The sequence below is a fragment of the Lelliottia sp. EB106-05-01-XG201 genome, assembly GCF_058791735.1.
This window is the reverse complement of record NZ_JBYTDV010000001.1, coordinates 1,799,061-1,814,391: the sequence shown is the minus strand read 5'-3', so window position 1 is coordinate 1,814,391 and position 15,331 is coordinate 1,799,061. Positions and strand designations below refer to the sequence as shown.

General features: G+C 53.9%; 13 protein-coding genes. 4 read left to right on the top strand and 9 right to left on the bottom strand.

What is annotated here, in order from left to right; translation table 11 throughout:
• Positions 1 to 14: 14 nt before the first annotated feature.
• The 7 genes from AC3WS9_RS08425 to AC3WS9_RS08395 all read right to left on the bottom strand — a co-directional run bounded on the left by AC3WS9_RS08425 (position 15) and on the right by AC3WS9_RS08395 (position 10,117).
• The gene (locus AC3WS9_RS08425; protein WP_492487748.1) at positions 15 to 3,365 is read right to left on the bottom strand and encodes an O-linked N-acetylglucosamine transferase family protein; all 3,351 of its coding nucleotides are present in this window, start codon (positions 3,363 to 3,365) and stop codon (positions 15 to 17) included.
• 47 nt (positions 3,366 to 3,412) lie between these two features.
• Positions 3,413 to 4,837: a hypothetical protein gene (locus tag AC3WS9_RS08420; RefSeq protein WP_492487747.1), complete on the bottom strand. Its 1,425-nt coding sequence runs from the start codon at positions 4,835 to 4,837 to the stop codon at positions 3,413 to 3,415.
• 214 nt (positions 4,838 to 5,051) lie between these two features.
• Entirely contained in the window at positions 5,052 to 5,888 is an 837-nt protein-coding gene (locus tag AC3WS9_RS08415; RefSeq protein WP_282495412.1) for a flagellin N-terminal helical domain-containing protein, read from the bottom strand.
• 182 nt (positions 5,889 to 6,070) lie between these two features.
• A complete protein-coding gene (locus AC3WS9_RS08410; protein WP_282495411.1) occupies positions 6,071 to 6,907 on the bottom strand; it encodes a flagellin N-terminal helical domain-containing protein in 837 nt (278 codons plus the stop codon).
• A 234-nt stretch (positions 6,908 to 7,141) separates the two neighbouring features.
• Positions 7,142 to 7,978, bottom strand: coding sequence for a flagellin N-terminal helical domain-containing protein (locus AC3WS9_RS08405; protein ID WP_282495410.1), 837 nt, complete (start codon positions 7,976 to 7,978; stop codon positions 7,142 to 7,144).
• Positions 7,979 to 8,213: 235 nt separating this feature from the next.
• The gene (locus AC3WS9_RS08400; RefSeq protein WP_282495409.1) at positions 8,214 to 9,050 is read right to left on the bottom strand and encodes a flagellin N-terminal helical domain-containing protein; all 837 of its coding nucleotides are present in this window, start codon (positions 9,048 to 9,050) and stop codon (positions 8,214 to 8,216) included.
• Between the two features lie 230 nt (positions 9,051 to 9,280).
• Positions 9,281 to 10,117 carry a flagellin N-terminal helical domain-containing protein gene (locus AC3WS9_RS08395; protein WP_282495408.1) on the bottom strand — a complete coding sequence of 279 codons (837 nt, stop codon included), beginning with the start codon at positions 10,115 to 10,117 and terminating at the stop codon, positions 9,281 to 9,283.
• Between the two features lie 387 nt (positions 10,118 to 10,504).
• Here AC3WS9_RS08395 and fliD point away from each other — a divergent pair, with 387 nt between their 5' ends.
• From fliD to amyA, 4 genes are read left to right on the top strand one after another with little or no spacing between them, the layout of a single operon-like run.
• Positions 10,505 to 11,950 carry a flagellar filament capping protein FliD gene (gene fliD / locus AC3WS9_RS08390; protein WP_282495407.1) on the top strand — a complete coding sequence of 482 codons (1,446 nt, stop codon included), beginning with the start codon at positions 10,505 to 10,507 and terminating at the stop codon, positions 11,948 to 11,950.
• A gap of 16 nt (positions 11,951 to 11,966) precedes the next feature.
• A complete protein-coding gene (fliS, locus tag AC3WS9_RS08385) occupies positions 11,967 to 12,377 on the top strand; it encodes a flagellar export chaperone FliS (RefSeq protein ID WP_282495406.1) in 411 nt (136 codons plus the stop codon).
• A complete protein-coding gene (fliT, locus tag AC3WS9_RS08380) occupies positions 12,377 to 12,751 on the top strand; it encodes a flagella biosynthesis regulatory protein FliT (RefSeq protein WP_282495405.1) in 375 nt (124 codons plus the stop codon). The genes fliS and fliT overlap by 1 nt, the downstream gene beginning before the upstream one ends.
• 52 nt (positions 12,752 to 12,803) lie before the next feature.
• Positions 12,804 to 14,291 carry an alpha-amylase gene (amyA, locus tag AC3WS9_RS08375; RefSeq protein ID WP_492487743.1) on the top strand — a complete coding sequence of 496 codons (1,488 nt, stop codon included), beginning with the start codon at positions 12,804 to 12,806 and terminating at the stop codon, positions 14,289 to 14,291.
• A 95-nt stretch (positions 14,292 to 14,386) separates the two neighbouring features.
• Here the strand turns inward: amyA and yedD are convergent, their stop codons facing one another.
• Both yedD and fliE read right to left on the bottom strand, forming a co-directional pair.
• The gene (gene yedD, locus AC3WS9_RS08370; RefSeq protein WP_492490311.1) at positions 14,387 to 14,800 is read right to left on the bottom strand and encodes a lipoprotein YedD; all 414 of its coding nucleotides are present in this window, start codon (positions 14,798 to 14,800) and stop codon (positions 14,387 to 14,389) included.
• A gap of 83 nt (positions 14,801 to 14,883) precedes the next feature.
• Positions 14,884 to 15,201, bottom strand: coding sequence for a flagellar hook-basal body complex protein FliE (gene fliE, locus AC3WS9_RS08365; RefSeq protein ID WP_282495403.1), 318 nt, complete (start codon positions 15,199 to 15,201; stop codon positions 14,884 to 14,886).
• Between the last annotated feature and the right edge of the window lie 130 nt (positions 15,202 to 15,331).

Below are 15,331 nucleotides of genomic sequence, written 5' to 3'. Positions count from 1 at the left end.
CGCCACGAACCGCCCTACTCTTCTACCGTAAAACTCTGTGCCGGTTGCCCGGAGCAGTAAATCTCCCACGCCTTGCGCAGCGCTTTTTCCAGCGGTGCGGCCACGTCAAAGCCATCCTGCTTCAGCGGCATGTTGTTACGCATGCTCTGGCGCCAGTCGTTCAGCTCCTGAAGACGGTTTTGCCAGCCAACGGCGCGCTCGACGTAATCTTGCTGGCTGGTGGCGACGAACGGCTGCAGGCCATAGATGTGCATGATCTCCACCCCCTGGCGCGACGCGGTGGTCGCCCCGGCAATACTCAGCGTCGGAACGCCCATCCAGACGCCGTGGCTGGTTGTCGTGCCACCGGTATACGGGAAGGAGTCCAGCATCAGATCCACTTCGTGATGCATGCGCAGGTAGGTTTCGAGATCGGTTGTTTTGCGGAAAATCAGCTGCGACTCCAGCACGCCCAGCGCGCAGAGTTTTTTGCGATAACGGGCAATCATCTCGTCATCGTCCATAAAACCAATCAGCAGCTTCGCGGTCGGATTACGCGACATGATCTGCGCCCACAGGGCGAAGACCTCATTGTTCAGTTTCTTCGGACGGTTGAAGCTGCCGTAGGTGAAGTAGCCATTGCTGAGCGCCGGCAGCGGGTTAACCTCCGGGCTGAGTTCGCTCGGGGCAAAGAAGCTGCGCAGCGGCATATAGAGCAGTTTTTCAGTGTACTGATCGTCCATTTCGCCAGGCTTACCCAGCCCCGGCGTGGTGATGCGATAGTCCATCTGATCCAGGCCTGACGTTCCCGGATAGCCAATCCAGGTCATCTGCACCGGCGCAGGTTTAAAACCAAAGACCGGCAGACGGGTTCCCGTGGTGTGGCCCGACAGGTCGACCAGAATATCAATCTGATCTTCGGCGATCTGCTTCGCCAGCTCCGCGTCGCTGTACTCCGTCGCCATGCGCCAGATAGCTGACGTGCGGGCATAGTGCTCGCTCACCTCATCGGTTTTATCGATGGTGCTGTAGCCGATAAGATCGAAGTGCTCGCGGTTCAGGTTATCCCAGAACGGCAGGAAGAAATTGCTGACCGGATGGTTACGGAGATCGCCCGAGACAAAGCCAACGCGCAGCTTGCGCTGGGGATCTTTGCTGCCCGCATGGTGAATCGCCACCTGCTGGGACTGGCACATCTCGTTCACCTGGCGGCCATATTTCTGATGGACAGAAAACAGGTCGGCGGGCGACAAACTGACATCATGGCTCAGGACAAACAGCAGGCTGGTGAAGGTGTTTAAATCATCGCCTTTCAGCGACAGGGATTTCTCAAGGAAATAGCGCGCATCGGGTATTTTTTGGTTATCGCTGAGGATAATCCCCATGATGCTCAGGAAATACGGCACGTCCGCCGCCAGACGGATCGCCTGCCGCGCGCATTTCTCGGCAACCGCCATCTCGCGTCGGGAATGGAACAGGCACGCCAGCAGGTTCCAGCAGTTCGCGTTTTGATCGTCAATACGCAACAAGGCCCGCAGCAGCTTGCGCGCTTCGAGCAGCTCGTCAATTTTAAACAGCGCAGTCGCCAGATCGTAATAGCTATCCCAGTGCATGGAATAGTGTCCCAGCAGGCGGCTACTGATGAGCAGCGACGGTTGCCACTGCTCCATCAGCAGGCTGGAGCGGGCCTGACAGCGCAGCAAATGCACGTTGTCCGGATCGTCTTTGAGTAAATCCGCCACCCGGTCGCGGGCTTGTTTATGCCGCCCCTGCTGGATCAGGGCGTTGACCTCATCGTACAGGCTGTCGTACTGCTCATCGCTGCCGACGGGGGTCTGTTTCAGATCCGGCGTGAGGGAAAATCCGCCGTATTTACGCTCGCAGCTGAACATCAGCAGGCCGATATAGACCTGTTTGATCACCGCCAGATCGTCAGATTTCATGAATTCTTGCAGGGCGTTGCGCCAGGCGGCGATGGAGCCGGTTAACAGCCCTTTATCCCGCAGCGCGCAAAAGCGCGGCCAGTTGGCTGCGCCCTGCCACTGTTGCGCATCCGTCGCAAAACGCCACTCATCAAGGCTGAGCGTGACGGGCTGGCCCCAGTAGTTTTGCAGCGTGATGTCGCCCTTATCGGCAAAAGCGGCCTCGGTGACAGGGACGATGGGACGCAAAACGTCGTCGGTCGCCAGGTTATACGCGCAAGGCACGGCGGAGATCATCAGCCCGCTGATGGCATTTGACAGTAGATCCTGCAGGGATGAAACCAGCTCAGCGCGATGATCCCGGGTGGTCTCTTCCGGGAAACGGCAGTGGAAAAGCAGTTGCTCAAAGCTCAGGCTTAACGGCCAGACTTCGGACAGCACATCGAGGATCTGCAGCGTGGTTTTATTGTCTGTTCTGAGCGGCGTGCCGTCCTGACCGATATGCCCGTTGGCCATCACCCCGCTGGCGTTGGTCTGGCGCTTGAAGCAGCCCGCCCAGTGCAGATGCTCGATGGATTCGAGGTCTGGCTCTTCGGCAAAAGAGACCGTCGTTGGGTGGATCAGCAGGCTGAAACGCTCGCTCCGGCCGGTGGCAAAATCGAGATACTGCTGGCTGATGGCGCGCGTGCTGCCGCGGCTGATCAGGCCATGCATCTGCGCCACTTTGCTGCCGTAGAAGCTCGCCGTCTCGCTCTGCGGAACGGCGTCGCCAAGATAGCTCAATCCGGCATCAGCGATAACCTGCTGAAAATCGACAAAGTAGTCGCCCTGATGGCTGTGACTGAGATAGCGCAACGCCAGCGTCAGATCGTTGCTTTTTTCTGCGCGGGTGACCTGATCTTTTAAGCTGCCTTCCGGGAGAGTCATCGCCAGATAGCTGAGCATCCCGCGCGCGGAATCAATTTGCGCGTCGATATCCGCTGCGCTCCCGGCGTGAAAACAGAGCGCATCCTGTAAGGTTTTGCTCTCCTGCGCGCCAGGTAACACCGGCCAGTGAAGGGCAATCACCCCCTGGGATGAAAGGTGTGACTGGCACCAGGAGAGCAGCGCGATTCGCTCGTCGCCGCCCATCAGCGAGAAGAGTCCTCGCAGCACGATGTAGTCGAACTCCCCTAAATCGGAAGCGAGCAGATCCGCCAGCCCGGCATGGTGGAGCTCAAGGTTGGTCAGCGAAAATTGCGCAATCTTTGCCTGGCCGAGGGCGATCTCTTCTTCATGGACATCAACACCGATCGCCACACTCTCTGGCCAGGCCAGCGCGTTCGCCACCAGCCCTTCCCCATCACCACAGCCCAGCTCCAGAATTCGCGCCTGGTCGGGCGTGACGCTCGAAGCATGATAGAGCGAGGCCGCTGCATGAAGAGCGACGGGAGTCTGGCCAGTAGCAGAGTAAACGCGTGTCACGATAAGCTTATCCAAATGAGAAAATTAAAACGTTCCTTGCCGGAGCATCACGCGTCAGGCAGATATTTGCTGCACAGCTGCTTTTTGTAATCCTGATAGCGCCCCGCCGCATTTTTACTGGTGGTCACCACCCAGCTAAAAGCGTTATCGGAGTGCTTAATGTCGATCAGTTCCGCCGTCGGCTCGCGACCAATGCTCATCTGCTCAACGGGCGTTAAGGCATCGACGGAGAAAGAGAGCGCAATTTGATCGAGGAACCACTCGGCCTTCTCGCTTGCCAGGTTGACGTCGATAAAGTGGCCGACAGCGGCGAAGTATTTTTTCGAGATCGCGCCGCCGCGGGTATAGACGAATCCGGCCGGGATCTGCTCCCACAGGGGCAGACCGTCGTGGTGCGAGACGATCAGTTCGTTATCCTGGTAGCGCGCTTTCACCTCAGCCCAGGATTTTCTCACCAGGCAGTCGGCATCCAGGACCATGATCGGCCCGTTGATTTTCTCAAGCGCGTGGCTCAGGAAGATAAAGCGGCGGCAGGCGTAGTGCACATTCACGGCCTGGACCGCGGCAAAGTATTCGCTGCTGAGCGACAGATTCAGCCCCGGCAGCGTCTTACCCAGCCCCTGCAGATGCGAAATCATCTCCGCATCGCAGTTATAGATATGGAAATGGACGTTCAGATCGCAGCCGTTAGTCTCATAAATTGAGAGCAGCAGCGCGACGGCGTGCTGATAGTAGTAACCCTTGTCACAGGCCACCATCACCGTGGTTTTGCCGTTATCTTCTGGGGCGATCAGCCATTCGTAGCGCGACGCATCAAGCTTCGGCGCGGGTAAACTCAGCGGGCGGAAGTCGATAAATGAATCCGGGAAACCGCCGAGCTTATAGATGCTGCACACCACCATAATCAGCGTCATGCGATCTTCGCCAATCAGGTCGGCATTCGCCGTGAGCTGCTGAACAATCACCAGCGCCTGGTTGTAATCCTCTTCCATCAGACAGATGAGCAGCAGGATTTTCAGCACGCTCGGGATTTCACTGAGCGTTGAGAGATTGTTGGTGATCAGGAACAGCACCGAGTCAATTTCGTTGACGCGGAACAGGATCTGAATGGAGGCGACCAGGAAATGGACACTGTTTGAAAGCTGCATCGCCTCAACGACCTGGCTTGTGATCAGCGCAATGGTTTCGGCTGACAGTGGCACTTGCTGCCCGTCCGAGCGGCTATCAAAGGCGCCGTTCGCCAGCGCGACCGCGCTCATCATCAGCTTGATGGCACGATCCTGATCGGGATCTAACTCGGTTTCCGCCGCGTTCAGCATGCCTTCCAGCGAACGAAGATCGGCGTTGGCGTAGTTGAGGATCTCCACCACGATATGGGCTGGCAGGGCATCGGCTTCAGGCAGATAGATTTCACGGGTGAATACATCCCGATAATATTGGTGCATGGCTCTGGTGCGAGCGTAAGTTGTCATAGTGATGTATTAACCTGTGATAATGCGTTTTTTAACCGATTCTGCAGAGGTTGAAAGGTTATCACTGCGGGGGCAACCATAATGGCGGGAACAAAACCTAAATCAGCGCCTTATTTTCGAGTTTAGAAATGCGCGTCGCTGACGTTATTCATCTTTCAGAGGCAAAAAAAAAGGCTGCTGTTTCCAGCAACCCTTTCTTAAGAATTTTGCGAAATTAACGCAGCAGGGACAGCATCGCCTGAGGAACCTGGTTCGCCTGAGACAGCACTGAAGTACCAGCCTGCTGCAGGATCTGCGAGCGGGACATGTTAGATACTTCGGTCGCGTAGTCAGCATCCTGGATACGGGACTGTGCCGCAGACAGGTTGTTGATGGAGTTGTTCAGGTTGTTGATGGTTGATTCGAAACGGTTCTGAATCGCACCCATGTTAGAACGTGCGGTATCGATTTTCGCGATAGCGGCGTCAGCAGCAGAGATCACGGTCTGTGCAGAGGAGTTGCCTGCGATAGAGGTGCTCAGGGTGCTGCTCAGGGTACCGGAAGTGGCGTTGATCAGCGCAGAGCTGTCGATTGCGATGGTGTCGTTAGAAGAAACACCTGCGCCAACCTGGATTTTCAGAGCGGTAGATACAGAACCGTTCAGCAGGTTTTTGCCGTTGAAGTTCGCGCCGCCAGCGATACGGTCAATTTCAGACAGACGCTGGGTGATTTCCGTGTTGATGGAGTCCAGGTCAGTCGTGCCGTTGGTGTCGTTCGCTGCCTGTACGGCCAGTTCACGGATACGCTGTAAGTTGGTGTTGATCTCGTTCAGGTTACCTTCCGCGGTCTGCACCAGGGAGATACCGTCGTTGGCGTTACGCGCCGCCTGAGTCATGCCTTTAACCTGAGAGGTCATACGGTTAGCAATCGCCTGACCAGCAGCATCGTCTTTAGAGCTGTTGATACGCAGACCAGAAGAAAGACGCTCGATGGCGGTGCCCAGAGAAGACTGAGATTTGTTCAGGTTGTTCTGAGTCGTCAGGGACAACAGGTTGGTATTGATAACTGCCATGATTAAATTCCTTAGTTAGGTTTGCAGGGTCGGTGCCTGTCACTTACGGCGTCTCACACCGTTATTACAGTTATCGACGGCATGAACTAAGACTTTAGATATTTTGTAAAAAAAAGATCGAAGTCCCGCAGACCTAAAAAAGGGCTGCTGTTTCCAGCAACCCCTTTGTTCTTTCTGCGAAATTAACGCAGCAGGGACAGCATCGCCTGAGGAACCTGGTTCGCCTGGGACAGGACAGACGTACCGGCCTGCTGCAGGATCTGCGAGCGGGACATGTTAGACACTTCGGTCGCGTAGTCAGCATCCTGTACGCGGGACTGTGCTGCAGACAGGTTGTTGATGGAGTTATTCAGGTTATTGATGGTTGATTCGAAACGGTTCTGAATCGCACCCATGTTAGAACGTGCGGTATCGATTTTCGCGATAGCGGCGTCAGCAGCAGAGATCACGGTCTGTGCTGAGGCGTTGTTGCTGATCGCCGTGCTCAGGGTGGAGCTCAGGGTACCGGAAGTGGCGTTGATCAGCGCAGTGCTGTCGATCGCGATGGTGTCGTTAGAAGAAACACCCGCGCCAACCTGAATTTTCAGGGAAGTAGACACAGAGCCGTTCAGCAGGTTTTTGCCGTTGAAGTTCGCGCCGCCAGCGATACGGTCAATTTCAGACAGACGCTGGGTGATTTCCGTGTTGATGGAGTCCAGGTCGGTCGAGCCGTTGGTGTCGTTCGCGGCCTGTACGGCCAGCTCACGAATACGCTGTAAGTTGGTGTTGATCTCGTTCAGGTTACCTTCCGCGGTCTGCACCAGGGAGATACCGTCGTTGGCGTTACGCGCCGCCTGAGTCATACCTTTAACCTGGGAGGTCATACGGTTAGCAATCGCCTGACCCGCTGCATCGTCTTTAGAGCTGTTGATGCGCAGACCAGAAGACAGACGCTCGATAGCGGTACCCAGAGAAGACTGAGATTTGTTCAGGTTGTTCTGAGTGGTCAGGGACAACAGGTTTGTATTAATAACTGCCATGATTAAATTCCTTCAATTTAGTTTTATAAGTCAGTGCCAGGCACTCGCGGCGTCTCTCACCGTTATTAAGATTATCGACGTATTAAGGGAAGACTTTAGATATTTCGCTAAAAATAATTTGCCCTCTTTGATTTATTTACTTAATAAAAATTAGATTCACCGAACTTATTAATAAATAATATGCAAAAAAAAGGGTTGCTGTTTCCAGCAACCCTTTTGGATATTTCTGCGAAATTAACGCAGCAGAGAGAGCATCGCCTGAGGAACCTGGTTCGCCTGAGACAGCACAGACGTACCGGCCTGCTGCAGGATCTGCGAGCGGGACATGTTAGAGACTTCGGTCGCGTAGTCAGCGTCCTGTACGCGGGACTGTGCCGCAGACAGGTTGTTGATGGAGTTATTCAGGTTGTTGATGGTTGATTCGAAACGGTTCTGAATCGCACCCATGTTAGAACGTGCGGTATCGATTTTCGCGATAGCGGCGTCAGCTGCGGAAATAACGGTCTGAGCCGTGGAGTTACCCGCGATAGTGGTGCTGAGTGTGGTGCTCAGAGAACCGGAAGTGGCGTTGATCAGCGCCGTGCTGTCAATTGCGATGGTGTCGTTAGAAGAAACACCCGCACCAACCTGAATTTTCAGGGAGGTAGACACAGAGCCGTTCAGCAGGTTTTTGCCGTTGAAGTTTGCGCCGCCAGCGATACGGTCGATTTCAGACAGACGCTGGGTGATTTCCGTGTTGATGGAGTCCAGGTCAGTTGTGCCGTTGGTGTCGTTCGCGGCCTGCACGGCCAGCTCACGGATACGCTGTAAGTTGGTGTTGATCTCGTTCAGGTTACCTTCCGCGGTCTGCACCAGGGAGATACCGTCGTTGGCGTTACGTGCCGCCTGAGTCATACCTTTAACCTGGGAGGTCATACGGTTAGCAATCGCCTGACCCGCTGCATCGTCTTTAGAGCTGTTGATACGCAGACCAGAAGACAGACGCTCAATAGCAGTGCCCAGAGAAGACTGTGATTTGTTCAGGTTGTTCTGAGTGGTCAGGGACAACAGGTTGGTATTAATAACTGCCATAATTGAATTCCTTCAAATAAGTTTTAAAAGTCAGTGCCAGGCACCTGCGGTATCTCTCACCGTTATTAAGGTTATCGACGAATAAGGGAAAGACTTTAGCTATTTCACTAAAAATAGATCCGCCCCGTCTTTTTATTTCCCTAATAAAAATTAATTTCACCTAAATTAATAAAAAACCGCAGGCAAAAAAAAAGGGCTGCTGTTTCCAGCAACCCTTTTCGATATTTTTGCGAAATTAACGCAGCAGGGACAGCATCGCCTGAGGAACCTGGTTCGCCTGAGACAGCACTGAAGTACCCGCCTGCTGCAGGATCTGCGAGCGGGACATGTTGGATACTTCAGTCGCGTAGTCAGCATCCTGAATACGGGACTGTGCCGCAGACAGGTTGTTGATGGAGTTGTTCAGGTTGTTGATGGTTGATTCGAAACGGTTCTGAATCGCACCCATGTTAGAACGTGCGGTATCGATTTTCGCAATCGCGGCGTCAGCCGCAGAGATCACGGTCTGAGCCGTGGAGTTGCCTGCGATAGAGGTGCTCAGGGTGCTGCTCAGGGTACCGGAAGTGGCGTTGATCAGCGCAGTGCTGTCAATCGCGATGGTGTCGTTAGAAGAAACACCTGCGCCAACCTGGATTTTCAGCGCGGTGGATACAGAACCGTTCAGCAGGTTTTTGCCGTTGAAGTTTGCGCCGCCAGCGATACGGTCGATTTCAGACAGACGCTGGGTGATTTCCGTGTTGATGGAATCCAGGTCAGTCGTGCCGTTGGTGTCGTTCGCGGCCTGTACGGCCAGCTCACGGATACGCTGTAAGTTGGTGTTGATCTCGTTCAGGTTACCTTCCGCGGTCTGCACCAGGGAGATACCGTCGTTGGCGTTACGTGCCGCCTGAGTCATACCTTTAACCTGAGAGGTCATACGGTTTGCAATCGCCTGACCCGCTGCATCGTCTTTAGAGCTGTTGATACGCAGACCAGAGGACAGACGCTCGATGGCGGTGCCCAGAGAAGACTGAGATTTGTTCAGGTTGTTCTGAGTGGTCAGGGACAACAGGTTGGTATTAATAACGGCCATGGTTCGATTCCTTTAATATAGTGTTATGAGTCGGTACCGGTCACTCACGGCAGCTCTCAGCGTTATTAAGGTTATCGACGAGCTGGGGAAAGACTTTAGACCTTTCGCTAAAAATAGATCGCTATCAGGGGCGGACTTCTCTGACAAAAATGAGCGGCACTGAGGCTGGTGAAAAACGATAAAAAAAGGGCCGCCGTTTCCAGCAACCCTTTCTTAAGAATTCTGCGAAATTAACGCAGCAGGGAGAGCATCGCCTGAGGAACCTGGTTCGCCTGAGACAGCACTGAAGTACCAGCCTGCTGCAGGATCTGCGAGCGGGACATGTTAGACACTTCGGTCGCGTAGTCAGCATCCTGGATACGGGACTGGGCCGCAGACAGGTTGTTGATGGAGTTGTTCAGGTTGTTGATGGTGGATTCGAAACGGTTCTGAATCGCACCCATGTTAGAACGTGCGGTATCGATTTTCGCGATAGCGGCGTCAGCAGCAGAGATCACGGTCTGCGCAGAGGAGTTGCCCGCGATGGTGGTGCTCAGGGTGGTGCTCAGAGAACCGGAAGTGGCGTTGATCAGCGCAGAGCTGTCAATCGCGATGGTGTCGTTAGAAGAAACACCTGCGCCAACCTGGATTTTCAGAGCGGTAGATACAGAACCGTTCAGCAGGTTTTTGCCGTTGAAGTTCGCGCCACCGGCGATACGGTCGATTTCAGACAGACGCTGGGTGATTTCCGTGTTGATGGAGTCCAGGTCAGTCGTGCCGTTAGTGTCGTTCGCTGCCTGTACGGCCAGTTCACGGATACGCTGTAAGTTGGTGTTGATCTCGTTCAGGTTACCTTCCGCGGTCTGCACCAGGGAGATACCGTCGTTGGCGTTACGCGCCGCCTGAGTCATGCCTTTAACCTGAGAGGTCATACGGTTTGCAATCGCCTGACCAGCCGCATCATCTTTAGAGCTGTTGATACGCAGACCAGAAGAGAGACGCTCGATGGCGGTGCCCAGAGAAGACTGTGATTTGTTCAGGTTGTTCTGAGTGGTCAGGGACAGCAGGTTGGTATTAATAACAGCCATGGTTCGATTCCTTCAATATAGTGTTATGAGTAAGTGCCGGTGACTCACGGCGTCTCTCAGCGTTATGAAGGTTATCGACGGGTCTGAATAAGACTTTAGAACTTAAGTCAGAAAAAATTTAACCCTTTGTATTTAATGTGTTTTAAATCCTGTAAATGCCTCATCATTCTCTTCAGATGTTAATTTAACTGGTGCACTAAGCTAAATTATTAATCCACGCTTAACTCTCTTACCCTTCCCTTCTTTATACCTCCAGACCGCAATAGAGGCATATGACCGCATCGTTGCGCGTTATTCCGTCGATAATTTTTTTAACTAAAACGTAAACTATCTCCAGAAGTCGCCGATAAGTATCTGAAACTACCATTGGCTAAAGGAAATGAATTAATGGCAAGTACAATCACTACCTCAGGGGCGACGATAACCAGCATGGGGGTCGGCTCTGGACTGGACCTGAGTTCGCTGTACACGAACCTTGAGACAGCGGAAAAAACGAAGCTCAATACCATTACCACGCAGCAGTCTTCCTTTAATGCGCAGCTGAGTGCCTTTAGTAAACTGCAAAGCGCGATGCAGAACCTGAACACCGCGACTGCGGCTCTGGCCAAGAACGATACCTGGAACGCCGCCACCATTGGTTCGACCAATACCGCGTTCAGCGCCACCACCACGGCAGGTGCGGCAGTAGGTTCGTATTCGGTACAGGTGAAAGCGCTGGCTAAAGCACAGGTATTGACCACTGACAGCCAGACCAGCTCCACCGCACAGCTGGGCAGCACCACAGGTACCACGCGTACTCTGACAATTTCTCAGCCAGGCATTGATAAGCCGATCAGCGTAACGCTGGAAGACGGTGACACCAGCCTGAGCGGTATCGCTAACGCGATCAACAAAGCGAATGGCGGCGTCAACGCAACGGTCGTTAAAGCCAAAGACGGTGCGTTTACGCTGATGCTGGCATCAAAAACCACCGGCACCGCGAACGACATGACGGTCTCCGTGACCGGCGATGATGCGCTTCAGAACATCATTGGTTTTGATTCATCCACCCACACCGGTGCCATGAATCAGCAAACGGCTTCGCAAAACGCCAAAGTGGTGGTGAACGACATCGAAATCGAGCGTTCAACCAACACCATCAGCGATGCGCTGCCGGGCGTGACTTTAAGCCTGAAGGCAGAAAGCACCAAGAGTGAAAATCTGGATGTCACCCGCTCTACCGATGCCACCAAAAAAGCGGTAAACGACTGGGTCACCTCCTATAACGCCCTGCAATCCACCATCGCCACGGTCACCAAGTACGTGAAAGTGGATGCCGGTGCCGATCAGTCCACCAGCAATGGTGCGCTGCTGGGTGATAACACCGTGCGTTCCGTACAGTCTCAGCTGCGCAGCCTGCTGACCAACGTACAGGACGGGGCGTTCTCGATTATGGCTCAGCTGGGCGTGACCCAGGATCCAACCGTGGGTGCCGATGGCTCCATGGGCAACCTGAAAGTCGACGACGCCAAACTGACCAAAGTGCTGAGTGAAAGCCCGGATGCCGTACAGGCCTACTTCGTGGGCGACGGTAAAAAGACCGGTCTGGCGACGCAGATGTCCACGGTACTTACCGGGATGCTCAGCACCACAACCGGTAAAGAAGGGATCATCAAGAACGCCACCGACGGGATCAACAGTACGCTGAAGTCTCTGGATCAGCGCTACACCGCGATGGAAGCCAGTATTGATGCCACCATGGCGCGTTATAAAAGTCAGTTCACTAACCTGGACACCATGATGAGCAAGCTGAATAACACCGCCGCTTACCTCACCAAGCAATTTAGTTCTTAGCGGTTAAGGAACGTATATGTATGCACAAAACGGCGCCCGAGCCTATCAGCAGGTCGGGCTGGAGAGCGCGGTTCTGAGCGCAACTCCGCATCAGCTTGTGGTCATGCTTTTCGACGGGGCACTTAGTGCCCTGGTTCGCGCCCGGCTTTTCCTCGAAGAGGGGAAAATTGCCGAGAAAGGTGAAGCCTTATCGAAAGCGATCAACATTATCGATAATGGCTTAAAAGCGGGACTGAACATGGAGGTTGATAGCGAGTTGCCTGGCAACCTCGCTGCACTGTACGACTACATGGTTCGACGTCTGTTACACGCTAACCTGCGTAATGACGTCGAGGCCATTGTCGAGATCGAGGGTATATTAAATAACATTGCGGATGCGTGGAAACAGATAGGCCCGACCGTTTCCTCTCTCCAGGATAAATTTTGATGACGAATCCCAGCACCGCTCTTAACGACTGGCAGGCCCTGCACAGCCTTAGCCTGGCGATGTTAAAACTTGCTCATTCCGGCCAGTGGGATGAGCTCATCGCCCACGAAATCTCCTATGTGCAGTTGGTTGAACGCATCTCGCAGAATTCTATACCATCTGCTCATGCGGCCCAGATTGAACAGGCGCGATACCTGTTAGAGATGGTGCTGAAAAATGAGAAAGAGCTAAAAGAGCTGCTGGCTATCCGCATGGATGAGCTGCGTAATCTCATCGACCAAACGACGAAACAACAGTCCATAACTTCGGCCTATGGCAAGCTTTCCGGAAATATTCTTTATCCAGAAAGTCTGACTCGCGATAACCAACTATGATTTCATCATCCATACTCCAGAAGTCAGCCTAACGGCTTCTGGAGCACGGAAGATGAAAAACCCCACTCTGTTACAATGTTTTCACTGGTATTACCCCACTGGCGGCGAGCTGTGGCGGGAAGTGACGGCGCTGGCCCCCAATCTCAACGAAATCGGCATCAACATGATCTGGCTGCCCCCGGCTTACAAAGGGGCATCGGGCGGGTATTCCGTCGGATATGACTCTTACGATCTGTTCGATCTCGGTGAGTTTGATCAAAAAGGGTCTGTCGCCACCAAATACGGCGATAAAGCGCAGTTGCTGGAGGCCATCGACGCCTTAAAAAGCAATGAGATCGCCGTACTGCTGGACGTGGTAGTGAACCACAAAATGGGCGCGGATGAGAAAGAGTCGATCCGCGTGCAGCGAGTGAATGAGCAGGACCGGACGCAGATTGATGATGAGATCATCGAATGCGAAGCCTGGACCCGCTACACCTTCCCCGTCCGGGGCGGGAAATACTCCGAGTTTATCTGGGATTTCAAATGCTTTAGCGGCATCGACCATATTGAAAACCCCAACGAAGACAGCATTTTCAAAATCGTCAATGATTACACCGGCGACGGCTGGAACGATCAGGTCGACGACGAAATGGGCAATTTCGATTACCTGATGGGCGAGAACATCGATTTTCGCAATCACGCGGTGACGGAGGAGCTGAAATACTGGGCGCGCTGGGTGATGGAGCAAACCCATTGCGACGGTTTTCGTCTCGATGCGGTGAAGCATATTCCGGCCTGGTTCTATAAAGAGTGGATTGAACACGTGCAGGAAGTGGCACCCAAACCGCTGTTTATTGTGGCGGAATACTGGTCCCACGAAGTTGATAAACTCCAGCAATACATCGAGCAGGTCGAGGGCAAAACCATGCTCTTCGACGCCCCGCTGCAGATGAAATTCCACGAAGCCTCCCGCCAGGGCCGCGACTACGACATGAGTCAGATCTTCACCGGGACTTTAGTGGAGGTGGATCCGTTCCATGCCGTGACGCTGGTCGCCAACCACGACACCCAGCCCTTACAGGCGCTGGAGGCACCGGTGGAAGCCTGGTTTAAACCGCTGGCCTATGCCCTGATTTTGCTGCGCGAAAACGGCGTGCCGAGCGTGTTCTATCCGGATCTGTTTGGCGCGAGCTATGAAGATACCGGCGGCGACGGGGAAACTTATCCTATCGTGATGCCGGTTATTGAGCAGCTCCACGAGCTGATCCTCGCCCGCCAGCGTTTCGCCCACGGCGTGCAGACGCTGTGGTTCGATCATCCCAACTGTATTGCCTTCAGCCGCAGCGGCACCGATGAAGATCCGGGCTGCGTAGTGGTGATGTCCAACGGGGACGACGGCGAAAAAGTGCTGTGTCTCGGGGAGAATTACGGCAACAAGAGCTGGCGTGATTTTCTCGGCAACCGGGAAGAGAGTGTCACCACCGCCGCCGACGGCGAAGGGACGTTCACCTGCAAAGGCGGGAGCGTGAGTATCTGGGTGATGGAGGAAGTGTTGTAGTTGGGGGGTTGTGCCGGGTGGCGCTGGCGCTTACCCGGCCTACAAAATCGGACCGTAGGCCGGGTAAGGCGTAGCCGCCACCCGGCAAAAAAACCTTACTTCATCGAACTCTCAAGCGGGTTCTTGCTCAGGTAATCCGCGCACTCCACCGTCGGACGGTCGACGCGCTGCAGCTCCATGCCGTCATACTCCAGCGTGTTGCCATCAAGTTCGAGCGGATAGATATCCAGCTTGCGGGTCACGTTGTAATAACTGTCAGACCGCAGCATGATTTTACCCGGCACCGCCACCACGCGCTGCCACTGACGACAATCCAGGGTATCCCCCTGCTCTGTCACCACCAGCGTCGCAATCGCTTCCGGGCTGACCATTTTGCTTTGCGGTCCGTGAGACTGCCAGTAACCCGCCAGATGAGCAGGGACTGGATGCTTGATGACATCCTGATAATTATCGACCTGCACACAACCGGTTAACGCCAGCAGCGCGCCAACCACGATACTTTTTTTCATCATCTTTCTCGCCTGCGAAGAAAAAAATATTGTGGCATTAAAGCGTTAAAGCTTCCAGCGTAAGATAACAATCGTTGCAGGGACTACACCTGCATGTTCATCACTTCCTGATAAGCCGTCACCAGCTTATTACGCACCTGAATCCCCATCTGCAGAGAAACCGATGATTTTTGCAAATCGGTCATCACATCGTTCAGCGCCACACCGGGTTCGCCGAGGGTGAACTTCTCTGCCTCTGCGCGCGCAGCGTTTTGCGTGTCGCTGATGCGATCGAGTGCGGCGTGCAGTTGTCCTGCAAAGCTAACCGTCGATTGCGTGTCCGCAGAAACGTCCTGATTACGGGCCGTCATCGCCGTTGCCTGCAGCTGGCTGATCACCCCTTCAATGCCTTGTATTGCCATGACTCTCCCCTGGATGGTTTTTTACGAGGACAAGACTAGCACCTTGTCAATGGGATAATTGCGGTAAATAGCGACAAAAAACCAGGTTATTTGACGAATCGAAAATCCGGATTCATCAAATAATAGCTCG